Source organism: Streptomyces sp. NPDC029466, from assembly GCF_055574515.1.
Genome location: NZ_JBVHZH010000029.1, coordinates 64555 through 85901 on the forward strand (window position 1 = coordinate 64555; position 21347 = coordinate 85901).

Consider the following 21347-nt stretch of genomic DNA (forward strand, 5'->3'; position numbering starts at 1 on the left):
CGCCCGCCGCCGTCCGTGCGACGGGCACCGCCGCGTCAGCGCCGCCCCGGCAGCAGCTTCCGGAGGTCCACGGAGTCGCCGAGGGCCTTCAGGCCCGCGTCACCGGGGTGGAGATGGTCGCCGCTGTCGTAAGCGGGCAGCATCCGCTGGGGCCGCTGCGGATCGCGGATCACGGCGTCGAAGTCCAGGGTCGCGTCGAAGACGGCGCCGGCGTCGGCTCGGAGGAAGGCGTTGACGGCCTGGCGGCGGGCCTCCACGGCCGGGGTGCAGTCGGGGTAGCCCTCACAGGGCGCGATGGTCGCCGCCACGACCCGCAGCCCCCGCTCGTGCGCCCGCCGCGCGAGGGCCCGCAGACCGGCGATGACCTCGTCGGACGAGGTCCCCCAGCGCACATCGTTGATGCCCTCGAAGACCACCACGGTCCGCACCGAGGGCTGCGCCAGCACATCCCGCTCCAGCCGGTGCTGGGCACTGACCCCGCCGGCGTCGTTGCTGACCCCGTCGCCCGGATAGCGGTCGGTGACGATGCGGTTCGCCGAGATGCCGTGGTTGAGCACGCCGTAGCGGGGCAGTGTGTACTGCGCCTGGAAGCGGCGGGCGAGCACATCGGGCCAGCGCCGGTTGGTGCCGCTCGTCGACTTCACCCCGTCGGTGATCGAATCACCCAGCGCCACGATCGAGCCGGGGCCGCCCTCGACATCGACCCCCGTCAGGAACGGCCACACGGTCATGGTCTCCGGGAAGGCCGTGCCCCCGGCGTCCGCGGTGCGGTCGCCGCTGCCCGCCGCGCTCAGATACGACAACTGGGCCGCCTCCTGGTGCACCGGCGCCGCGGTCACCGTCCCCGGCAGATGGATGCTCACCAGCAGATCGGTCCCGGCCGGCACGGTGAAGTCGACGGGATCGCTGAACACCTCGGCCCCGGCCGCGATACGGGTCCCGGTCTGCCCCCGCCCGAAGGTCAGCGGTGTCGGCCCGCGGTCCGCCGCCGCCCCCGCGCCGCGCACCGCGATGCTGGCCGCCCCGATGTCCACCGGGGCGCCCGCGAAGGTATTGGCGAGCCGTATGCGTGCCCGGGGCCCGCCCGCGCCGCTGTGCACGACCAGCCGCAGCGTACGGTCCGTCCAGGGCCCGACGGCCCGGTAGCCCGCGGTGCTCGCCGCCCAACTCCCGGTCCTGCGCCCGGTGTCGCGGACCGCCACCGCGAACACATGGAGCGCGCCGGCCGACCCCTCCGCCGTGGGCAGCACCACCGAGGCCACCGCCCGCCCGGCCCGCAGCGGTACGGTCACCGCGTACAGCCGGGCCGGTCCGGCCGACTGCCCGTCCGGAGCGTTGAGGTGCGGCAGCGCCACCGCCTTCGTGCTCAGTGGCCCCGACCGCCAGTCGGGCGCGGTGAGTTCATAGCCGCTGCGGGAGCCGTCCCGGTAGTGCACGGTCCCGGTGCCGGCGGCCGTGCCGCCCGTCCCGGCGACCAGGAAGGTGAGCGCCTCGCCCCGGCCGCGGACCGCCACCGCCTGGCCGTCGGCCACCACGTTGTCCGGCGTCCCGGGTGCCGTCCGCGGCAGGCCGAGCCGCGTCCCGTCGAGGGTCAGCGCGCTCCCCGGCGACCAGCCGGCCGCCGCCAGGTCCTGGGCGGACAGCGAACGGCCCGCACCGTCGAAGTCGGCCGCGCCGGGGGCGGAGTTGTCACTGACCGCCCGGTTGTCGAAGTGCCTGGCCAAGGGCAGCGGGCGGGGCGAGGGCCGGGCCTGGCCGGCCGGTGCGGCGGTGGCCGTGCCGAGGCCGGTGGCCGGCAGTGCGGTCGCGGTGAGCAGCAGTGTCAGGGCGGTGCCCCATCGTCGTACACGCATCGGTCCGTATCCCTCCGGGTGGCGCCAACGGGCGGGTGGTGCACTGCGATCCGGACACCCCCTGGGGACAGGGGCTCCCTGCGGATCCAGCAGATCCGATCCGAGCGCCATGAAGTTAGGGAGACGGAGGGGGAGCGTCAAGGTGACGAACGGGGCACGATGGCGCCGCGCGCCTGTGGCCCCGTCCGCGGGTCGGGTGGGACCCTGCACACCATGAACATGTCTTTTCTGGACAAGTGGCGCAAGCGTCAGCAGGCGCACCGGTCCGTGCCGCTCGCGGAGTCGGTGCGTGCCGATCCCGGGAGCGTCGTCGAGCTGCTGTCCGAGTGCGAGCTGCTGCGGGCCCAGGCCGCCACGGCGGGGGTGGAACTGGACGACTCCGTACGCTCGTTGGAGCTGCTGGACCAGCTCCAGCCCGTATGGCGGGACGATCCGGAGGTGCTGCCCTGGCTCGGCAACGACGCCGGCCTCTACCTGGGCACGGTGCTGGTCCGCACGGTGCGCGGCGCGGTGTGGCATGTCTGGCCGGACGGGCAGCCGGTGGTCCGGCTGGCGTCCGGGCGGGAGATCGATGTGGTGACGGCGGGCCATGAATGGGCCGACACCGGCGCGCCCGAACTGTCCCAGGTCTACGCCGAGGCCGCGGAGACCTGAAGCAGACATCCGGAGGCCGGGCGGCACCCGTTCCGGGTCCGTGGGACGTTCATCGGTAACCCTGATTTATCCGCCCATCTCCGCGCATACGTGCGTGTCAGTGGAGAAGTGCCCCATTCGCCCCGGTAGGTTGCGGGCTCTCCGCTGTACGGATGAGAGTGGGCAGGTCTGCATATGGCCGGTGATGCGCTGATTGAACTGCGCGGGGTCAACAAGCACTACGGAAAACTCCATGTCCTGCGGGACATCGACCTGACCGTCGGCCGCGGGGAGGTGGTCGTGGTCATCGGGCCCTCCGGGTCCGGGAAGTCCACTCTGTGCCGGGCCATCAACCGCCTGGAGACCGTCGAGTCGGGCAGCATCAAGCTGGACGGCAGACCACTGCCCGAGGAAGGCCGGGCGCTGGCCCAGTTGCGTGCCGAAGTGGGCATGGTCTTCCAGTCCTTCAATCTCTTCGCCCACAAGACCGTGCTGGCCAATGTGATGCTGGCGCCGGTCAAGGTCCGGAAGACGAAGAAGGACGAGGCCGCCCGGCACGCCCGTGAACTCCTGGACCGGGTCGGGCTCGCCTCCCAGGCCGACAAATACCCCGCTCAGCTCTCCGGCGGCCAGCAGCAGCGCGTCGCCATCGCCCGCGCCCTCGCCATGGACCCCAAGGCACTGCTCTTCGACGAGCCGACCTCCGCCCTGGACCCGGAGATGATCAACGAGGTGCTGGAAGTCATGCGCCGGCTCGCCCGGGACGGCATGACGATGGTCGTGGTCACCCATGAGATGGGCTTCGCCCGTTCCGCCGCCAACCGTGTGGTGTTCATGGACGACGGCCGCATCGTCGAGGACCGCACCCCCGAGGAGTTCTTCACCGCGCCGCGCAGCGAACGGGCCAAGGACTTCCTCTCCAAGATCCTCAAGCACTGAACGGGGGCGCCGCGATGCCGCACAGTCACTCCTCGCCCCTGCGCCGCGCCCTCGTGGCGCTCGCGCTCGCCGTGCTCACGCTGGCCCTCGCCGGCTGCGGCCGGGCCGGCAGCCCGCCGGTCAAGGGCCCCACGGGCAGCGAACTGCCCCGGTACCCGGTGGCCAAGAACTTCTCCCTGCCCCAGTCCCCGACCTGGATGAAGGCCAAGCGCCGCGGCCATCTCATCATCGGCGTCAAGGAGGACCAGCCCTACCTCGGCGAGCGGGACCCGGCCTCCGGCGTCTACGCCGGCTTCGACATCGAGATCGCCAAGATGATGTCCGCGTCGCTCGGCTTCCCGCCCCGCACCATCGAGTTCAAGACGATCGCCTCCGCCAACCGCGAGACCGCCCTCCAGAACGGTCAGATCGACCTCTACGTCGGCACGTACACCATCAACGACAAGCGCAAGAAGCTGGTCGGTTTCGCCGGCCCCTACTACATGGCCGGCCAGTCGCTGCTGGTGCGCGCCGACGAGAAGGACATCAAGGGACCGCAGGACCTGGCCGGCAAACGGGTCTGCTCGGCGGCCGGTTCGACCCCGTACCAGCGCATCCAGACCGAGTACCCCAAGGCGGTCCTGGTCGCCTACGACACCTACTCGGTGTGCGTCGACAACCTGCTCACCTACCAGGTCGACGCGGTCACCACCGACGACGCGATCCTGCTGGGCTACGCCGCCAAGGTGCCCGACGAGCTGAGGGTGGTCGGCAAGCCGTTCTCCGAGGAGCCGTACGGCATCGGCGTCCCGCGCGGCGACAACGCGCTGCGGTTCGCGCTGGACGACGCCCTCGCCGCGGCCGAGAAGAACGGCCTCTGGCTCAAGGCGTACGACGCGACCCTCGGGCTGTCCGGAGTGCCCGCCCCCAAGCCGCCCCCGATCGACCGCTACCCGGCGACCTGAGCCGGCAAGGAACTGACCGATGAACGTTCTCCTGGACAACCTCTCCCTCTACGGGGAGGGCCTGCTGGGCACCGTCGAACTCACCGTCTACGCCTCCCTGCTGGCCCTCGCCCTCGGCTTCCTGATGGCCGCGTTCCGGGTCGCACCGGTCGGTTCGCTGCGGGCCTTCGGCACGGCATGGGTGACGGTGCTGCGCAATACGCCGCTGACGCTGCTGTTCTTCGCCGTGGTGCTGGGGCTGCCGCGGTTCGGCCTGGTGCTGCCCTTCAAGCTGTTCGCCATCCTCGCGCTGGGCTGCTACACCTCGGCCTTCATCTGCGAGGCGGTGCGCTCCGGCATCAACACCGTGCCGGTCGGGCAGGGCGAGGCGGCCCGCAGCCTGGGCATGACGTTTCCGCAGACCCTCGGTGACATCGTCCTTCCCCAGGCATTCCGGTCCGTCATCCCGCCCATCGGCTCCACGCTGATCGCGCTCGCCAAGAACTCCGCGATCGCCGGCGCCTTCAGCGTCGTCGAGCTGCTCGGGGTCTACAAGCCGCTCAACGAGATGGGCTACAGCATCATCTGGACCTTCGTCTGGATCGCCGTCGGCTATCTGCTCGTGACCCTGACCATCAGCGCGATCTTCAACGTGCTGGAGAAGCGCTTCGGAGTCGCCCGATGACCACCGCTCTCTACGACGTCCCCGGCCCGCGGACCCGGCAGCGGCACCGGCTCTACGGCCTCGGCGGGACGCTCGTGATCCTCGCGCTGATCGCCTGGATCATCTACCTCCTCTTCGCCACCGGCCAGTTCGTCGCCGCGAAGTGGACTCCCTTCACCTACACGGGAATTCAGGAGCTGCTGCTCCGCGGCCTGGGCAACACCCTCAAGGCCTTCGGCTTCGCGGCGGTGCTGTCGCTGGCGCTCGGTGCGGTGCTCGCGACCGGCCGGCTCTCCGCGCACCGGATCGCCCGCTGGGTGTGCACCCTGCTGGTGGAGTTCTTCCGGGCGATGCCGGTGCTGGTGATGATCTTCTTCATCTATGTCGCCCTGAAGGTGGAGCCGCTGCCCGCCCTGGTCGCCGGGCTGACCCTCTACAACGGCTCGGTGCTCGCCGAGGTCTTCCGTACCGGCGTCAACTCCGTCGACCGCGGGCAGCGGGAGGCCGCGTACGCCCTGGGCATGCGCAAGACGCAGGTCATGACGCATGTCCTGGTGCCGCAGGCGGTCCGGGCGATGCTTCCGGCGATCATCAGCCAGCTGGTGGTCGCCCTGAAGGACACCTCGCTCGGCTTCCTCATCACCTACGAGGAGTTCCTCCACGGCGGCAAGCTGATCGCCTCCAACCTCGACTACGACCTGCCGTTCATCCCCGTCGTCATGATCATCTCGCCGATCTACATCGGGATGTGCATGCTGCTCTCCTGGCTGGCCAACTGGGTCTCCAAGCGGCAGAAGCGCAACCCCAAGGTCGAGGCGGTCGAGGTGGCCCCGCCGGAGCCGGGCACCTTGCTGCCGGGGGGCCGTCGGCCGCCGGCCTGAGGGCCGGGCCGGCCGGCGGCACCGGCGGCCCCTGGGAGCCGCACACCGCCGCCGGCCCTGCCGGAGGGGCACCCTTCAGTCGCGCACCGGCACCGACACATAGGACGGGTCGTCCGCCGGGGAGGAGAACGTCAGGCGGGCGCCGGACGGGTTGTGCTCGTTGTACAGCGGGTCGACGGTGTCGACGACCACGGCGAGACGGTGGCCGGCCGGTACGTCGTAGGCCGTGGAGAACAGCTCCAGGTCCACGCCGAAGGGCTGGTTGGGGGTCTTGCCGTGGAAGGTGTACGGCGCGTGGGTGACCAGCTTGCCGAGGCCGAGCGGGCCCACGTCGTAGAGGTAGGCGATGGCGGTGCCGCTCTCGGCGGTGCTGGTCAGGGTGGTGTGCAGCCGGGTGGTGCCCCGGACCTGCTGTCCGGTCCCGTAGCGCTCGGACTTCCAGACGGCGGCGAGGGGGCGGGGCAGCAGCGGGATCGAGGCCATCGGCGGCAGCCGGAAGAACTGGTCCATCATGCTGGAGAGGAAGACCAGCCCGCCGTCGGCGCCGGAGTTCCAGTTGGTGTTGATCTGCTTGCTGTCGCCGAGCTCGATCTTCCGGTGCGCGGACGGTACGTCCTTCCAGCTCTTGTAGCCCTCGTACGCGCCGGTGGAACGGGACTTGAGCAGCACCGGCGACTCCCGGTCGATGCCGTTGTCCGCGCCCTTGAGGTAGTGGTCGAACCACCGCTGGGTGTTGTTCCACGTGTCGTTGGGCAGCCCGAACAGCCCGAGCCCTTCGGCCGTGGCGTGATCACCGGGGCGGAATTCCAGTCGCTTGGGGCCGGTCAGCTTCTCGTAGAAGTCGGCGGTCTGGTTGGGCGGGAAGATGGAATCGCCCCAGGCGTTGCCCAGCATGATGGCGGCGCCATTGGCGTTGATCTTGTCGAGATAGGTGGCGGGGGAGCGCTTGCGCCCCCACGCGATCAAATCCTTTTCCTTGTCCAGGTTCGAGGCCAGGAAGTCCTTCATGATGGTGCGGAATTCGGGGCTGGGGCGTCCGGTCAGCGCGCCCGTGCCGCCCAGGAACGCCGCGGCCTGGCGGTGCTCGGTGCGGCCGCTGTAGATCGAACCGACGAGGTCGCCCCAGCCGCTGAGCGCCGCGACCGCCTTGATCCGCTTGTCGAACGCGGAGGCCAGCAGGCTGATCCCGGCACCGTAGGAGACCCCGCCCATCCCGACCTTCCGCGGATCGGCCGGGGTGTGGGCCAGCGTCCAGTCGATGACCTTCGAGGCATCGGCGATGTCCTTCGGACCGGCCGTGTCGATCTCCCCGCCGGACTGCCAGAAGCCGCGGGAGTTGTAGCCGACGACCACATAGCCCGCCTCGGCCAGCTTCCTGGCCTGCGCCAGATACTCGACCTGCGGCATCGACCAGCTCGTCGGCAGCACGATGACGGGGTAGCGCCGGGTGCCGTCGGCGCCGGCCGGGGTGAAGACATTCGCCTTGAGGGTGGTCCCGCCGTCGCCCTCGATGTCGACGAACCGGAGGGAGGCCGAGCCGCCCGAAGTCGCCGTCGTGGGGGCGGATTCCGGGGTGGCCGCCTCGGCGGTGGCCGGGGCGCCGGTAAGAACCGTCGCGGCGAGGACGGCCGCGGAGACGGTGCCGATCGCGACGCGCGGCGTCATACGGGAGGGCGTCATCTTCTGCTCCAGATCTCGACGCGGGCGGCCGCACGCTGTCCGGGGACAGGTGGGGCGTACGGTGCGCCCGAATGTGACTGGAGAGTAAGGTCCGCTGCTTACCTCTGGTAACCCGTCGGTAGGTTACGGCTGGGTAACGCCCGTGATTCCAGGGGGAGTCGGGGTGGGTGGTAGGGGGTGCGCCAGGGAGTCGCCGCCGGGGGCCTTATGGTCCCGGCGGCCGGAACTCCGTTACGCGGCAGCCGATGTCGGCAGGGAGTCGAGGAATTCCGCCAGTACGGCGTTGAAGGCGTCCGGCCGCTCCAGATTCGGCAGGTGGGCCGTCTGCTTGATGACCGCCAGGGTGGCGGCCGGGATCCGTGCGTGGAGGTCGCGGGCGTCGCTCACGGGCGTATAGGTGTCCTCGGTGCCGACCACCACGAGGGCCGGTACCGCTACCCGCGTCAGGAGTTCCCGGTAGTCGGGGCGTTCGGCGCGGCCGCGCAGGGCGGCGGCCGCGCCCTCGGGTGCCGTGGCCTTCATCATCGCCAGGACGTGGGCGGCGGCCTCCGGCCGGTGGGTGAGGGTGTGCGACGACACCATCTTGGCCAGCACCTCCTGTGCGTAGCCGGCCATGCCCTCGCGGAGCAGTCGTTCCGCCATGGCGTGGCGCGCGGCCCGGCCCGCCTCGGTCTCCGCCGCGGCGAAGGTGTCGGCGAGCACCAGGCCGCGTATCCGCTCCGGGAAGAGCCGGTAGCACTCCATGACGATCTGGCCGCCCATGGACAGGCCGCCGAGGACGAAGCGCCCGATGCCGAGCCGGTCGAGCAGGGCGAGGAGGTCGCGGGCGAAGGTCTCCAGCGGGGTCTTGCCGGGGACGACCGTGGTCTCCCCGTAGCCGCGGAGATCCGGCGCGATCACCCGCCATCCGGCCCGGCTGAAGTGCTCGGTCTGCGGGCGCCACATCGAACGGTCGAAGGGGTGGCCGTGTACGAGCACCAGCGGTGCACCGCTGCCCTCGTCCTCGTACGCCACGCTGATCTCTTCGCACCTGACCGAATCCATTGGACCGTCCATCCCCTCTGCTGCGGCTTGACGTCTCGATGCTAGAGAGGGCAGTCTCTCGGTGCAATATAAAAAATGCACTCGGTGCAATGTTTTCCAGTGTCTCGTGGGAGTGACCGATGGACGACTATCGCGCGATCGCCGATGACCTCGCGGCCGATATCGCCGCCGGCCGCCTCCGCCCGGGAGACCGGCTGCCGCCGCTGCGCCGGTTCGCCCGGGACCGGCGTATCGCGAGCTCGACCGCGGCCCGGGTCTACGGGGAATTGAGCCGACGCGGGCTGACGGTCGGCGAGGTCGGCCGCGGGACCTTCGTCCGCAGCGCCGCCCCCGCGGCCGAGCCCGCACTGGCCGAGCCGGGGGAGGCCCGGGTCGACCTGGAGCTGAACTTTCCGGTGCTGCCCGGCCATCCCGCGCTGCTCGCCAAGAGCCTGGGCCCGCTGCTGCGCCCCGAAGCGATGGCCGCCGCGCTCCGTCCGGTGGGGGCCCTCGGCACGGCCGCGGCCCGGCAGGCCGCGGCCGCGCACCTCGCCCGTGGTGACTGGGCCCCCGATGCCCGCCGGCTGCTCTTCGCGGGCAACGGTCGGCAGGCGATCGCCGCGGCGATCGCCGCACTGGTCCCGGCCGGGGAGCGGCTCGGCGTCGAAGCGCTCACCTACCCCGTGGTGAAGGGCATCGCGGCCCGCCTCGGCGTCACCCTCGTCCCCCTCGCCATGGACGAGCACGGCCTGACCCCCGAGGCGCTGCGCACCGCCCCTCCGCTGCGCGCCGTCTACCTCCAGCCTGCCCTGCACAACCCGCTGGGCCTCACCATGCCCGCCCACCGGCGCGCGGAACTCGCCGCGGTTCTGCGGGAGTTGGACCTGCACGCCATCGAGGACGCGATCTACGGATTCCTCCGCAACGACCTGTCCCCGCTCGCCGCCCTCGCGCCGGAGCGCATCGTGGTCATCGACAGTCTGTCCAAACGCCTCGCGCCCGGGCTCTCGCTGGGCTTCCTCACCGTGCCCGAAGGCACCGCACAGGACTTCGCCACCGCCCTCCGGACGGGGACCTGGACCGCCTCCGGCTTCGCGCTCGACGCGGCCACCCGCTGGATGACCGACGGCACCGCGGCGGCCGCCGAGGAGGAGAAGCGCGGCGATGCCGCGGCACGTCAGCGGATCGCCGCCGAACGGCTCGCCGGCTTCCGGATCCGGGCCGATCCGCAGGCATACCACTGCTGGTGGGAACTGCCGGACCCGTGGCGGGCCGACACCTTCGTCGCCGCCGCCGCGCGCCGCGGGATCGCCGTCACCCCGTCCGGCGCCTTCGCCATCGGCCCGGGCCACGTACCCAACGCCGTACGTCTGGCGCTCGCCTCGCCGCCGGTCGACGTCCTGGCCGAGGCGCTCGGCGTGCTGGCCGGGCTGGCGCAGGGGGCACCGGAGGACAGCGGGGCGGAGTGACGGGCGCCGGGCCGCCGGGCCGCCGGGCGGCTCAGGTGCCGCTCATCAGCTGTCCGAGGCCGGTGCGCAGCTCCGCGGTGTTCATCACCGGCTGGAGCGAGACCTTCGCGTGCAGATCCATGAAGAATGATTCCAGGAGCGTCGGCATCTGCGACGACTCCCTCATGTCGAAGTAGAAGTAGGCGGTGCGCTCACCGTCGTCGAGGGTGAAGTAGGCCGCCTCCGGCTGGAGGGCGGCGAGGGCGGTCTCCATGATCTTCGGCAGACTGCCGTTCTGGATGACTTCGTTGCCGGTCTCGGTCGGTATCCGGGCCGTCAGGACCATCCTCATCGGGCTCACTCCTCACATGGAGGGCGTGGGGCGGGTGGCGCGCGGCGGCGAACCGGGAGCCCGGGTGCCCGTCGCGTCCGCGGGAGGCTCCGGTGCACCGCTGGTGTGTGTCCGTCCCTGTGTTCTCAGGATCGCACGGCCCGGGCGCCGGGGCCGGATTCCGGCGCCGGGGTGCGGGTCAGGAGCCGGTCAGCAGATGCTCGGGGCGGCCACTGGGCGGCACCTCCTCGGCCGGCGGCACCGGGCCCGGCGGGGTGCCGTCGCCGAACGGCCGGCCGCCCAACTCCTCGCGGTGGTGCGGCGTCAGCCAGCCGGAGAGGTCCGGCCCGGCCGGGACGACGCCGGTCGGATTGATGCCGGTGTGTACCCGGTAGTAGTGGTGCTTGATGTGATGGAAGTCGACGGTGTCGCCGAAGCCGGGCGTCTGGAAGAGGTCCTTGGCGTAGGCCCACAGCACCCGGTCCTCGGCCAGCTTGAAGCGGTTGCACTTGAAGTGGCCGTGGTAGACGGCGTCGAAGCGGACCAGCGTGGTGAACAGCCGGATGTCGGCCTCGGTGAGGGTGTCGCCGACGAGGTAGCGGCGGTCGAGGAGGCGCTCGGACAGCAGCTCCAGGCGCCGGAACAGATCGCGGAACGCGGCGTCGTACTCGCTCTGCCCGGTGGCGAAACCCGCCCGGTACACCCCGTTGTTGACGTCCCGGTAGACGCCCGCCATGACGATATCGATCTCCTCGCGCAGCGGCTCCGGATACAGATCGGGGGCGCCGGGCCGGTGCAGCGCCGTCCACTCCGTCGCGAAGTCCAGGGTGATCTGCTGGAAGTCGTTGGTGACGAGCTGCCCGCTGGGCACATCGACGATGGCGGGGACGCTGACCCCGCCGGGGTAGTCCGCCTCGCGGGCGTCGTAGGCCTCGCTGAGGAAGCGGATGCCGAGGACCGGGTCGCGGCCGCCCGGGTCCAGGGTGAAGCGCCAGCTGCGGTCGTCCTGGAGGGGGTCGGTGATGGCGAGCGAGAGGGCGTCCTCCAGGCCGAGCAGCCTCCGGGAGATGACGGCGCGGCTCGCCCAGGGGCAGGCGCGGCTGGCCACCAGCCGGTAGCGGCCGGCCTCGACCGGCCAGCCGTCGCGGCCGTCGGCGGTGATGCGGTCGGCGAAGTGGCTCTTGGAGCGCTTGAAGGGCTTCCTGCCGTACGCGACGTTGCCCTCGCTGGTGGCGTCCGAGGTGCCGTCCGTGGGGCCGCCGTTGTTGCCGGCGTCGGGGTGGGGCATCACCGACTCCTTCCGTCTGCGGTTTGCTCCGGTGCTCAGGGCGAGCCTTCCCGGACGGGGGCGGGTATTCCCCCGCGTCAGCCGCCCGGCGCACCCGGCGGCTCCTCGCGGCGCGGGCCACCGGGCGGCCCGGCTCAGCCGAGGTGGGTGAGATCGGGCCGCAGCCGGTGCCAGATCGGGTGCCGCAGCCGGCCGGCCGAGGTCCAGCCGGTGTGCGTGATCTCGGCGACGAGCCGGGGCTCGGCCCAGTGCGCCCCCTGTACGTCCACCGCGTTGAGGAACGGGGACCGGTCCAGCGGGATCACCCCCAGATACCGCGCCAGCTCATGGCGCTCCCGTTCGGACAGCCCCGAGCCCACCGAGCCGACGTAGCGCAGCCCGGCGGGTTCCGCCACACCCGCCAGCACGGAACCGGGCAGTCCGGCCAGCCCGCCATGGCCTTCCGTCCAGCCCCCGATGATCACGTCGAGGGTCAGCAGATGTTTCGTCTTGCGCCACTCGGGTGACCGCACGCCCGGCAGATAGGCCGAGCTCAGCCGCTTCGCCACCACCCCTTCCAGACCGGCCTGCAACGAGGCCTCCCACGCCTGCTGCCCATGGCCCTCCACATAGCCGGGCGCCGACCAGTTCGGGCCGCGGAGCCCCAGCCCGGCCAGCAGGGACCGGCGCTCGTAGTACGGCGATCCGAGCAGTGAGCCGCCCAGATACATCAGATCGAAGAGGACGAGGTGAACGGGGTGCTCCATGGCCAGCCGGGCCGTGCGGCGCGGGTTCACCACGCCCATCCGGCGCTGGAGCAGCCCGAAGTCCGGCCGGCCGCGGGCGTCCAGCACCACCACCTCACCGTCGAGTACCGCGGGCCGGCCCCGCAGCTGCTCACCCAGCGGCGCCAGCTCCGGGTAGGTGCCGGTGGCCTCGTTGCCGGCCCGGGTGACCAGCCGGACGGTGCCGTCGCCGGAGGTGTTGATGATGCAGCGCGCACCGTCCCATTTGGCCTCGAACGCCCAGGCTGCCTCCTCGTGCTCGGCGGGCAGCGGGCCGACCGTGGCCAGCATCGGCCGGATCACGGGGTACGAGGCCGAGCCACGCTCGGCGGACGGGGCCATGGTTCGATCATCGGGCGAGACGAGGGCGTTCGCAGATCGGCGGCCGCCGGGCCCGGCGGTCCTGCCCCGGGGGCTCAGGCGCCGCCGCCCGGCCGGGCCCCGCTCCGTGGGGTGCCCCCGCGCTGCGGTCCCTGCGCGGGAAGCTGCTCCTCGCCCTCTGTACGGATATGCGGCAGGATCCGGTCCAGCCACCGGGGCGTCCACCAGGCCGCCGGGCCCAGCAGCGTCATCACCGCGGGGACCAGCAGCAGCCGGACCACGGTGGCGTCGATCAGGACGCTCACGGCCAGCCCGAGGCCCAGCATCTTCACCACGATGTTGTCGCTGATGATGAACGCGGCGAACACGCTCACCATGATCAGCGCGGCGCAGGTGATCACCCGGGCGGTGATCTCCAGCGCATGTGCCACGCTCGCCTTCGCGTCTCCGGTGCGCAGCCATGCCTCGTGCACCCGCGACAGCAGGAAGATCTCGTAGTCCATGCTCAGCCCGAAGACGATCGCGAACATCATCATCGGGACATAGCTCTCGATCGGCACCGTGCCCGAGACCCCGAGCGCCGGCCCGCCCCAGCCCCACTGGAAGACCGCCACCACCACCCCGTACGAGGCGGCGATCGACAGCACGTTGAGCACCGCTGCCTTCACCGCGACCAGCACGCCACGGAAGACGGCCAGGATGATGAGGAAGGCGAGCGCGACGACCACGGCGATGATCAGCGGAAGCCGGCTGGCGACGATGTCCAGGAAGTCCACCTGGCCGGCGGTCGTGCCCGTCACATAGCCGTGCGCGTCGGTCCCCTTCACGGCCGCCGGCAGCAGGTCGTGCTTGAGGCGGTTGACCAGATCCGTGGTGTCCGCGTTCTGCGGGGCCTGGGTGGAGTACGCGGTCCCGGTCAGCACCGCGCCGTCCGGGGTGGCCTTCAGCGGCGTGATGAAGGCCGCGCCCGGGACGTCCGTGAGCACCTTCTGGGCCTGCTTCGCCAGCATCGGTCGGTCCGCCTGCGGGACCGCGGACTCATCGATGACGAGGGTCAGCGGGCCGTTGGAGCCGGGGCCGAACGCCGAGGACATCAGGTCGAAGGCGCGCCGGTCGGTGAACGACTTCGGGTCCGCGCCGTCGCCGATGTGCCCCAACTGGATGGAGAAGACCGGAATGGCCAGGACGACCACGATGAGCACCCCGCCCGCCAGATACCACCACGGGCGGCGCTCCACCCGCTGCGCGTACCGGTGCCAGGTGCCGTGTGCCTCCTCGCCAGGTTCGGCGTCGGTCTCGGCGATCGGGCGGCGCACCCGCAGCCGGTCGATCCGGCGGCCGATCAGCCCGAGCAGCGCCGGGACGAGGGTGAGCGCGCCGAGCACCGCCGAGACCACGGTGATGGCCGCCGCCAGGCCCAGTTTGCCGATGAAGGAGACGCCCGAGACCCACAGTCCCATCAGCGCGATGATGACCGTGCAGCCGGACACCAGCACCGCCCGGCCGCTGGTGGCCACGGCCCGGCCCGCGCCGGTGACCGGGTCCGCACCGTCCATCAGGTTCTGCCGGTGCCGGGTGAGCAGAAAGAGCGCGTAGTCGATACCGACGCCCAGACCGATCATCGTGGCCAGGGTGGGGGAGACGGTGGCGAAGATGAAGACGGCGGCGATCAGCCCCAGACAGGCCAGCCCGCACAGGGCACCGATCAGCGCGGTCAGCAGCGGCACCCCGGCCGCCAGGACACTCCCGAAGCCGACCAGCAGCACCAGGATCGCCACCCCGAAGCCGATCACCTCGCTGGTCCGGTCGTCGGGCTCCGGCCGGGCCAGCTCGCCCAGCGGCCCGCCGTACTCCACCTCCACACCCGCGGACCGCAGCGGCCGCACGGCCGCGTCGACCCCGTCCAGATAATCCGGCTTCAGGGTGGACGGCTGCACGCTGAACCGCATCGTGATGTACGCGGTCCGGCCGTCGGTGGACAGCGGGCCGACGTTCGGTGTCCCGGGCGGCGGCTTGGCGGGCGGTGCGCCGGGCGGCGGCAGCGGGTTCTGCGCGGACAGCACGTCCGGCAGCTTGCCGAGCGCGGTGACGGCGCCGTCGATGTCGCCGCGGAAGTCCGTCAGCGGCCTGGCCGCGTCATGCAGCACCACCTGGCTGCTGTAGCCCCCGGCCTTCGGCTCGTGCTTCTGGAGCACCTCGCGGCCCTGCGTCGACTGGGCGCCGGGCAGCGCGAAGTCGTCGGAGTACTCCCCGCCGTACGAACGCTGGAGAAACTGCAGCCCGGCCAGGGCCACCAGCCACAGTACGAGGACGACGACGCAGTGCCGGGCACACCACTCGCCGATCCGGCGCAGCGCCCCTTTGCCGCCGGAGGCGCCGGACGCGGCCGCCCCGCTCGGTTTCCTCGGCAACGACATAGGTGCTCCCGATGCGGGCCGGCGCTCCTGGCACATACGGACATGCAGCAGTCAACGCCGGTTCCGCCGCCGCGGCATGCCCACCGGGGAATACGGGTGTCGGCCGAACGGGTGCGCCCCGGTGTCAAGCGCCCGCGGGGGAGGCGTCGTTGCGGAACACCAGCAGATAACGCCAGAAGAGCAGCCGCCGGATCCGGCACCCGGGGAGCAGCACGGCGGCCTCCCGGCGGATGCGGGGCAGCGGCATGTCCGGCGGCGCGACGGGCGGCTTCAGCGGAGTGGCAGCGGCCGGCCGGAGCCACTCCGAGGCGGCGACGGCGAGCCGGACCACCGCGTTCACCGGCGACGCGGCCAGGCCCCAGCACCAGTCGGCCGGCGACCTCTCCGCATAGCAGCCCAGGATGACCAGCACCCCACCCGGAGTGAGCGCCTGGCGCAGTGTGGTGACCGTGTCGAAGGGCAGGTGATGCAGGCTCGCCAGGCAGGAGAAGAACCCGTAGTGCCCGTCGGGCAGTTCCAGCCGGGTGATGTCCGCGTGCTCATAGCGGGGCTGCCCGCCACCGTCCGCGGCGCCACCGTCCGCGGCGTCCCCGGCTGTGGCCCGGGCCTGGGCGAGGACCTCGGCCGACGGATCGACCGCATGGACATCGAGCCCCAGCCCCGCCAGCCGCCGCGCGAACCGGCCGGTCCCGCACCCGACGTCGAGCGCGGTGCGGCAGTCCCGCGGCAGCTGCCGTAACAGCAGCCGGTGGTAGTGGTCGTTGTGGTCGAAAGGCATCCACCGACCCTAGACCCAGCCCCTCGCAGCCTCCTCCGAACCATCCGCTTACCCTGCCCACCTCCAGCTCCTTACGATTCCCTTCGACCGTTTGTGGCCGGCACGAGGTGAGGACCGAGCTGTTGATGAACCATTTCTGGGTGCTTGTGGAGCCCGGTATGTCCCTTGAGTGTTCCGGCTGTTGCTGTCGTACGGGTGCCCGGGCGGAGGGCGTCCGATGAGCCGGGCGGTGCTGGTGACCGGGGCGTCGCGGGGGATCGGGCGGGCGGTGGCCGAGGTCTTCGCCGCGCACGGGGACCGGGTCGCGCTGCATTACGCGTCGCGGCGGGCGGCCGCGGAGGAGGCGTACGCGGGGCTGGCCGGGAGCGGGCATGTGCTGGTGCAGGGGGATGTGAGTACGCCCGAGGGGGCGGCGGCGCTGGTGGACGCGGCGGTGGACGGGCTGGGCGGTGTCGATGTGCTCGTCAACAACGCCGCCGCGAATGTGGCACACCCGCTGGACCGCACCTCGTTCGAGGACTGGCAGAGCGCCTGGCGGCAGGTCGTGGACGTGAATCTGCTGGGCGCGGCACATGTCAGCTACTGCGCGGCGCGGAACATGATCGAGCGGGAGGTGGCGGGGCGGATCATCAATATCGGCTCGCGCGGGGCGTTCCGCGGCGAGCCGGATCACCCGGCGTACGGCGCGGCCAAGGCGGCGCTGCATGCGATGGGGCAGTCGTTGGCGGTGCACCTGGCGCCGTACGGCATCGGCGTGGCCTCCGTCGCCCCGGGGTTCGTGGAGACCGAGCGGGTCGCGGACCGGCTCACGGAGGACGTGCGGCAGCAGAGCCCGTTCGGCCGGGTCGCCGCGCCGGGGGATGTGGCGTCCGCCGTCCACTATCTCGCCTCGCCCGAGGCGCTCTGGTCCTCCGGCGCGGTACTGGACGTCAACGGGGCGTCGCATCTGCGATGAGAATCCGGCGCCGGGAGTCTGCGCTGAGAGTCTGTGCTGAGACTCTGCACTGAGAGGTCTGCGCTGAAACGACCGCGCTGAGAAGTCCGCGCTGAGGTCTGCGCCGGGAAAGGGGAAGCCCCGGCCGAACGGGGGATTTCGGCCGGGGCGGTCTTGGGGGGCGCGGGCGGCGACGGTGGTGGCCTCCGGGCCTGCTGCCGTGCGGCGATGGCCGGCTTTGCCGGCGACGGGCCCTGCGGCGCCGTCGGGACGGCACGCGCTTCCAATTGAACGATAAACCATTGAGTCGGTTTCCGGCGCATCGGGTGACCTCTCTCACCCGTGGCCGGACCCACCGGCCCGCGCGGGCCCCGTCAGGGCTCGATACGGACCGGGCGGTAGCCCTCGTCCAGCAGCCGCGGCAGATACCAGCCCAGCGCCTCGACGGTCTGGCCGCGCTCGCCGCCCCCGTCGTGCGACAGCACGATCGCCCCGGGGTGCAACTGGTCCAGCACGGTGTAGGCGATGTTCTCGGCCCCGGGCAGGGTCCAGTCCTGCGAGTCGACCGCCCAGCCGACGGGGGACATGCCCAGCGCGTTGCAGATGTCCAGCGAGGGCTCATCCCAGTCGCCGTACGGGGCGCGCGCCAGGTCGGGAGCGGTCCCCAGGACATCCTCGATCAGATCGCTGGTGTGGCCGAGCTCGCTGCGGACGGCACCCGGCGGCAGCGTGGTCAGCTGCGGATGGGACCAGGTGTGGTTGGCGACGGCGTGGCCGTCGTCGGCGATGGCGCGCAGCAGGCCCGGGAACTCGATGGCGTTCTCGCCGATCACGAAGAACGTGGCGCGGGCGCCGTGGCGGCGCAGGATCCGCAGGATGTCGGGGGTGTGAGCGGGGTGCGGCCCGTCGTCGAAGGTGAGGAAGACTTCCCGGCTGTCGGTGGACAGATGGAAGGCGACCTCGGGGTGCGGGGGTGAGGCGCCCGGCCCGGAGCGGGAGGTCTCGCCGGCCATCGGGCGGAGCCGGTACGGCCCCGGGCCGCTCGCCGGACCGGCCTGCTCGGCGGACGGCGGCCCGGGCGCGGAGGGCTCCGGCGCGGGCGACGGGGACGGCTGCCGCGGGCCGGGCTCCGGAGCGTCGCCGCCGGAGGAGAACAGGGCCCGGACGGCGGAGAGCGCACCGATCACGACCGCGGCCCGGAGAAACGTCCGCCGGGTGTTCGTGCGCTGATCGGCATCCACCCTTCACGTGCTCTCACGCGGCCCGCGGCGGGCGCGGCAACGACACCGCGGCGGGCGGGTTCCGTACCCGATCGGCTCGCACCCGCCGGCCGGCGGCCGCCGCCGGGGGCACCGGCCGCGCTGCGGCGCGGACCGCGAGCCTCCCTCTCCCGCCGCCGGGTGGCCCATGGTGTGTCCGACGGTGAGCCCCTTCCGCAGGCCGAAGCGGATGAGGGCGGGCCGTCCGCCGGACGGTGCGCGGTGGCGCGCCGCCCGCGCCCGGACCGCCGTCCCCCTGGGGCTCAGGCCGCCGCCCGATGCCCCTTCGGCTCCGCGGCCGTGAGCGCGGCCTTGGTGACATCGGCGACCAGCTCGACGACATCGGGTCCGTACGCCTGCGAGTTGACCACCTTCAGCAACAGACAGAACTGGCCGTCGGTGCCGTGCTTACGCGTCAGCCTGGCCCGGTTGCGGACGAGATGGCGGACCGCGGCCCGGTGGGTGACCGGGCGCTGGCCGGCCGCCAGGAACACCGGACGGTCGCCCTCACCGGCGGTCAGTCGGGCCAGCAGCACATACTCGACGGCACCGGGCTCCATCCGGTACGTGGAGCCGCCGATCGTGAAGGTGCCGCGGTCCATCCCGGACTCGTCTCCCGGGTGCACCGCGACACCCGGCAGCAGATTGGCCAGATGGGCCGCCAGCCGGCGGTGCGCTGTCGGGTCGCCGACACAGAACTCGGTACGCGCCCCGAAGCCCTGGAGGCCGGTGTCGTGCGGGGCGACCTCGGGATGCGCACCGCAGTTCTCGATCACCGCGGCCAGCCCCAGCAGCGCCAGCGCGTCATGGCGCGGGATGCTCCAGTGGGCCGAGGAACTGTCCCGGTGGGTGACCAGCACGCACTCCGAACCGTCCGGCAGCCCGAAGAAGCCTTGCTCGCGGGTGAGCTTCCGGCGGGTCACCGCGGATTGCACGGCCCAGCCCGCCGCCAGGCCCACGATCAGGGCCGCGGCCGCCACGGTCAGGAGCAGCAGGGTGTCGTCCATGGCCGGGGAGCGTAGCGGCATTCCGGGTGTGCGTTCGAGGGCGGGGCGGGCACCTGGGACGGCTTGTCCCGGTCCGTACGGGCATACCTGATCCGTACGGAAAGGGGTGGCTGATCCCTGCCTCCGTGGGGGCCTTGGCGCCCGAAATGCCCTCTGTCGGCGGACTGTTGCCGCGAGTAGGCTCCGGGCCCCTGCCGCCCCCCGCCACCCTCTGGGAGGAAACCCCGGTATGACCAGAGCCCGACGCCTCACCGTCCTGGGAGCGGCCGCCGCGCTGGCCGGCTCCTTGGTGGCGGTCCCGGCCGCCGCCGGATCCCCCGCGCCCGCGCCACCCGCCGCCGACCGGGACGGCGCCACCACCGCCGCACCGGAGAAGACGCCGGTCGCCGTCGGCCACGGCGGGGCCGTCTCCAGCGTCGACCCGGATGCCTCGGCCGCCGGTATCGAGGTCCTCAGGAAGGGCGGCAACGCCGTCGACGCGGCAGTCGCCACCGCCGCCGCCCTCGGTGTGACCGAGCCCTACTCCGCGGGCATCGGAGGCGGCGGCTACTTCGTCTCCTACGACGCCCGGACCCGGACCGTACGCACCCTCGACGGCCGGGAGACCGCCCCGCGCTCCGCCGGCAAGGACCTCTTCCTGGAGAACGGCAAGCCCCTCCCGTTCGACGACGTCGTCACCAGCGGGCTGAGCGTCGGCACCCCGGGTACCGCCGCCACCTGGGACACCGCCCTGCGCAAGTGGGGCAGCCGGTCCCTGCGCCAGGTACTGCGGCCCGCCCAGCGGCTGGCCGCGGGCGGCTTCACGGTCGACGAGACCTTCCGCCAACAGACCGCGGACAACGAAGCCCGCTTCCGCGACTTCCCGGCGACCGCCCGCCTCTACCTCCCCGGCGGCAAGCTCCCGGTGGTCGGCTCGACGCTGAAGAACCCCGATCTGGCCCGTACATACCGGGAGTTGGCGCACCAGGGCGCCGGTGCGCTCTACGACGGCGCGCTGGCCCGGGACATCGTCCGTACGGTCCGCAAACCGCCGGTGCGCGCCGGCTCCCCGCGCACGGTACGGCCCGGTGATCTGACCGCGGGCGATCTGCGCGCCTACCGGGTGCTGAGCCAGGCGCCGACCCGCACCGGCTACCGAGGTCTGGACGTCTACGGCATGGCGCCGTCCTCCTCCGGCGGCACCAGCGTCGCCGAGGCGCTCAACATCCTGGAGCGAAGCGATCTCTCCCGGCTGAGCGAGAAGCGGTTCCTGCACCGCTACATCGAGGCCGCCCGGATCGCCTTCGCCGACCGCGGCCGCTGGGTCGGCGACCCGGCACAGGAGGACGTCCCGACCAAGGCCCTGACCTCCCAGCGGTTCGCCGACGCCCGCGCCTGCCTCATCCACGACGACAAGGCGCTGACCAGCCCGCTCGCGCCCGGCGACCCGCGCCACCCCGCGCGCTGCGCCGGTGCCGGGCGGGCCGCGCCGACGACCTACGAGGGCGAGAACACCACCCATCTGACCGTCGCCGACAAGTGGGGCAATGTCGTCGCCTACACCCTGACCATCGAGCAGACCGGCGGCAGCGGCATCGTCGTCCCGCACCGCGGCTTCCTGCTCAACAACGAGCTGACCGACTTCTCCTTCGCGCCGGCCAGTGCCTCCGTGCACGACCCGAACCTGCCCGGCCCCGGCAAACGGCCGCGCTCGTCGATGTCGCCGACGATCGTGCTGCGGCACGGCCGGCCGGTCGTGGCACTCGGCTCGCCCGGCGGCGCGACCATCATCACCACCGTGCTCCAGACCCTGGCCAACCACCTCGACCGCGGAATGCCGCTGGTCGAGGCCATCGCCGCGCCGCGGGCCAGCCAGCGCAATGCGGCCCGGACCGAGCTCGAACCCGGTCTGTGGAACAGCCCGGTCCGCCGGCAACTCGAAGCGCTCGGCCACGCCTTCAAGGAGAACCCGGAGATCGGCGCGGCGACCGGCGTCCAGCGGCTGCCGGACGGCCGCTGGCTGGCCGCGGCCGAAAAGGTACGGCGCGGCGGCGGCTCGGCGAGGGTCGTGCACCGGTCGTAACGCCCGCGGTACGGGAGCGGGATGTCACACCGCCGACACGGACGGACCGCTGTGTGCCGTCCGTGTGTCGTCGATGTACCGCCCCGCGCGGCGTCGTTGATGGTCACGGCGGTGGCGATTAGCCTCCTGGGACCGTTCGTTC

Annotated in this window: 18 protein-coding genes; 8 read left to right on the forward strand and 10 right to left on the reverse strand. The window is 72.2% G+C overall.

Annotated elements, in window-relative coordinates; genetic code table 11:
• Nucleotides 1-35: 35 nt before the first annotated feature.
• Nucleotides 36-1853: an SGNH/GDSL hydrolase family protein gene (locus ACZ4XD_RS22185; RefSeq protein ID WP_468044548.1), complete on the reverse strand. Its 1818-nt coding sequence runs from the start codon at nucleotides 1851-1853 to the stop codon at nucleotides 36-38.
• A gap of 213 nt (nucleotides 1854-2066) precedes the next feature.
• Between ACZ4XD_RS22185 and ACZ4XD_RS22190 the strand changes: the two genes are divergently transcribed.
• The 5 genes from ACZ4XD_RS22190 (at nucleotide 2067) to ACZ4XD_RS22210 (ending at nucleotide 5893) form a co-directional block, all read left to right on the forward strand.
• Complete coding sequence (locus tag ACZ4XD_RS22190) at nucleotides 2067-2507, forward strand: DUF6278 family protein (protein WP_468044550.1); 441 nt, start codon at nucleotides 2067-2069, stop codon at nucleotides 2505-2507.
• A 174-nt stretch (nucleotides 2508-2681) separates the two neighbouring features.
• On the forward strand, nucleotides 2682-3425 hold the full coding sequence (locus tag ACZ4XD_RS22195; protein ID WP_468044551.1) for an amino acid ABC transporter ATP-binding protein: 744 nt from the start codon (nucleotides 2682-2684) through the stop codon (nucleotides 3423-3425).
• A 14-nt stretch (nucleotides 3426-3439) separates the two neighbouring features.
• Nucleotides 3440-4369: a glutamate ABC transporter substrate-binding protein gene (locus ACZ4XD_RS22200; protein WP_468044552.1), complete on the forward strand. Its 930-nt coding sequence runs from the start codon at nucleotides 3440-3442 to the stop codon at nucleotides 4367-4369.
• Between the two features lie 19 nt (nucleotides 4370-4388).
• Nucleotides 4389-5033 (forward strand): amino acid ABC transporter permease, encoded by a 645-nt coding sequence (locus ACZ4XD_RS22205; protein ID WP_018090409.1) that lies wholly within the window; start codon nucleotides 4389-4391, stop codon nucleotides 5031-5033.
• Nucleotides 5030-5893 (forward strand): amino acid ABC transporter permease, encoded by an 864-nt coding sequence (locus ACZ4XD_RS22210; RefSeq protein WP_468044555.1) that lies wholly within the window; start codon nucleotides 5030-5032, stop codon nucleotides 5891-5893. The genes ACZ4XD_RS22205 and ACZ4XD_RS22210 overlap by 4 nt, the downstream gene beginning before the upstream one ends.
• Before the next feature lie 75 nt (nucleotides 5894-5968).
• On the opposite strand, the gene ACZ4XD_RS22215 is transcribed toward ACZ4XD_RS22210, so the two are convergent.
• Nucleotides 5969-7573 (reverse strand): alpha/beta fold hydrolase, encoded by a 1605-nt coding sequence (locus ACZ4XD_RS22215; protein WP_468044557.1) that lies wholly within the window; start codon nucleotides 7571-7573, stop codon nucleotides 5969-5971.
• Between the two features lie 231 nt (nucleotides 7574-7804).
• A complete protein-coding gene (locus ACZ4XD_RS22220) occupies nucleotides 7805-8617 on the reverse strand; it encodes an alpha/beta fold hydrolase (RefSeq protein WP_468044559.1) in 813 nt (270 codons plus the stop codon).
• 119 nt (nucleotides 8618-8736) lie between these two features.
• Here ACZ4XD_RS22220 and ACZ4XD_RS22225 point away from each other — a divergent pair, with 119 nt between their 5' ends.
• Entirely contained in the window at nucleotides 8737-10065 is a 1329-nt protein-coding gene (locus ACZ4XD_RS22225; protein ID WP_468044561.1) for an aminotransferase-like domain-containing protein, read from the forward strand.
• A 31-nt stretch (nucleotides 10066-10096) separates the two neighbouring features.
• On the opposite strand, the gene ACZ4XD_RS22230 is transcribed toward ACZ4XD_RS22225, so the two are convergent.
• The 5 genes from ACZ4XD_RS22230 to ACZ4XD_RS22250 form a co-directional block, all read right to left on the reverse strand.
• Nucleotides 10097-10396 (reverse strand): hypothetical protein, encoded by a 300-nt coding sequence (locus tag ACZ4XD_RS22230; RefSeq protein ID WP_468044563.1) that lies wholly within the window; start codon nucleotides 10394-10396, stop codon nucleotides 10097-10099.
• Nucleotides 10397-10574: 178 nt separating this feature from the next.
• Nucleotides 10575-11663 carry a glutathione S-transferase family protein gene (locus tag ACZ4XD_RS22235; protein WP_468044565.1) on the reverse strand — a complete coding sequence of 363 codons (1089 nt, stop codon included), beginning with the start codon at nucleotides 11661-11663 and terminating at the stop codon, nucleotides 10575-10577.
• 134 nt (nucleotides 11664-11797) lie between these two features.
• A complete protein-coding gene (gene ligD / locus ACZ4XD_RS22240) occupies nucleotides 11798-12769 on the reverse strand; it encodes a non-homologous end-joining DNA ligase (protein WP_042161327.1) in 972 nt (323 codons plus the stop codon).
• Nucleotides 12770-12843: 74 nt separating this feature from the next.
• Nucleotides 12844-15165 (reverse strand): MMPL family transporter, encoded by a 2322-nt coding sequence (locus tag ACZ4XD_RS22245; RefSeq protein WP_468044567.1) that lies wholly within the window; start codon nucleotides 15163-15165, stop codon nucleotides 12844-12846.
• A 124-nt stretch (nucleotides 15166-15289) separates the two neighbouring features.
• On the reverse strand, nucleotides 15290-15943 hold the full coding sequence (locus ACZ4XD_RS22250) for a class I SAM-dependent methyltransferase (RefSeq protein ID WP_468044569.1): 654 nt from the start codon (nucleotides 15941-15943) through the stop codon (nucleotides 15290-15292).
• A 217-nt stretch (nucleotides 15944-16160) separates the two neighbouring features.
• On the opposite strand from ACZ4XD_RS22250, the gene ACZ4XD_RS22255 reads away from it, so the two are divergent.
• On the forward strand, nucleotides 16161-16898 hold the full coding sequence (locus tag ACZ4XD_RS22255; RefSeq protein ID WP_423604273.1) for an SDR family NAD(P)-dependent oxidoreductase: 738 nt from the start codon (nucleotides 16161-16163) through the stop codon (nucleotides 16896-16898).
• A gap of 353 nt (nucleotides 16899-17251) precedes the next feature.
• Here the strand turns inward: ACZ4XD_RS22255 and ACZ4XD_RS22260 are convergent, their stop codons facing one another.
• Both ACZ4XD_RS22260 and ACZ4XD_RS22265 read right to left on the reverse strand, forming a co-directional pair.
• On the reverse strand, nucleotides 17252-18118 hold the full coding sequence (locus ACZ4XD_RS22260; RefSeq protein ID WP_468044571.1) for a polysaccharide deacetylase family protein: 867 nt from the start codon (nucleotides 18116-18118) through the stop codon (nucleotides 17252-17254).
• Nucleotides 18119-18399: 281 nt separating this feature from the next.
• Complete coding sequence (locus ACZ4XD_RS22265) at nucleotides 18400-19143, reverse strand: hypothetical protein (RefSeq protein WP_468044573.1); 744 nt, start codon at nucleotides 19141-19143, stop codon at nucleotides 18400-18402.
• A 229-nt stretch (nucleotides 19144-19372) separates the two neighbouring features.
• On the opposite strand from ACZ4XD_RS22265, the gene ggt reads away from it, so the two are divergent.
• Entirely contained in the window at nucleotides 19373-21205 is a 1833-nt protein-coding gene (gene ggt, locus ACZ4XD_RS22270) for a gamma-glutamyltransferase (RefSeq protein WP_468044575.1), read from the forward strand.
• Nucleotides 21206-21347: the final 142 nt, after the last annotated feature.

Bases quoted from the DNA above. Each gene is read 5' to 3' on its own strand.
- ACZ4XD_RS22185 (WP_468044548.1), bottom strand. From the start codon at position 1,853: ATGCGTGTACGACGATGGGGCACCGCCCTGACACTGCTGCTCACCGCG.
- ACZ4XD_RS22190 (WP_468044550.1), top strand. From the start codon at position 2,067: ATGAACATGTCTTTTCTGGACAAGTGGCGCAAGCGTCAGCAGGCGCAC.
- ACZ4XD_RS22195 (WP_468044551.1), top strand. From the start codon at position 2,682: ATGGCCGGTGATGCGCTGATTGAACTGCGCGGGGTCAACAAGCACTAC.
- ACZ4XD_RS22200 (WP_468044552.1), top strand. From the start codon at position 3,440: ATGCCGCACAGTCACTCCTCGCCCCTGCGCCGCGCCCTCGTGGCGCTC.
- ACZ4XD_RS22205 (WP_018090409.1), top strand. From the start codon at position 4,389: ATGAACGTTCTCCTGGACAACCTCTCCCTCTACGGGGAGGGCCTGCTG.
- ACZ4XD_RS22210 (WP_468044555.1), top strand. From the start codon at position 5,030: ATGACCACCGCTCTCTACGACGTCCCCGGCCCGCGGACCCGGCAGCGG.
- ACZ4XD_RS22215 (WP_468044557.1), bottom strand. From the start codon at position 7,573: ATGACGCCCTCCCGTATGACGCCGCGCGTCGCGATCGGCACCGTCTCC.
- ACZ4XD_RS22220 (WP_468044559.1), bottom strand. From the start codon at position 8,617: ATGGATTCGGTCAGGTGCGAAGAGATCAGCGTGGCGTACGAGGACGAG.
- ACZ4XD_RS22225 (WP_468044561.1), top strand. From the start codon at position 8,737: ATGGACGACTATCGCGCGATCGCCGATGACCTCGCGGCCGATATCGCC.
- ACZ4XD_RS22230 (WP_468044563.1), bottom strand. From the start codon at position 10,396: ATGAGGATGGTCCTGACGGCCCGGATACCGACCGAGACCGGCAACGAA.
- ACZ4XD_RS22235 (WP_468044565.1), bottom strand. From the start codon at position 11,663: ATGCCCCACCCCGACGCCGGCAACAACGGCGGCCCCACGGACGGCACC.
- ligD (WP_042161327.1), bottom strand. From the start codon at position 12,769: ATGGCCCCGTCCGCCGAGCGTGGCTCGGCCTCGTACCCCGTGATCCGG.
- ACZ4XD_RS22245 (WP_468044567.1), bottom strand. From the start codon at position 15,165: ATGTCGTTGCCGAGGAAACCGAGCGGGGCGGCCGCGTCCGGCGCCTCC.
- ACZ4XD_RS22250 (WP_468044569.1), bottom strand. From the start codon at position 15,943: ATGCCTTTCGACCACAACGACCACTACCACCGGCTGCTGTTACGGCAG.
- ACZ4XD_RS22255 (WP_423604273.1), top strand. From the start codon at position 16,161: ATGAGCCGGGCGGTGCTGGTGACCGGGGCGTCGCGGGGGATCGGGCGG.
- ACZ4XD_RS22265 (WP_468044573.1), bottom strand. From the start codon at position 19,143: ATGGACGACACCCTGCTGCTCCTGACCGTGGCGGCCGCGGCCCTGATC.
- ggt (WP_468044575.1), top strand. From the start codon at position 19,373: ATGACCAGAGCCCGACGCCTCACCGTCCTGGGAGCGGCCGCCGCGCTG.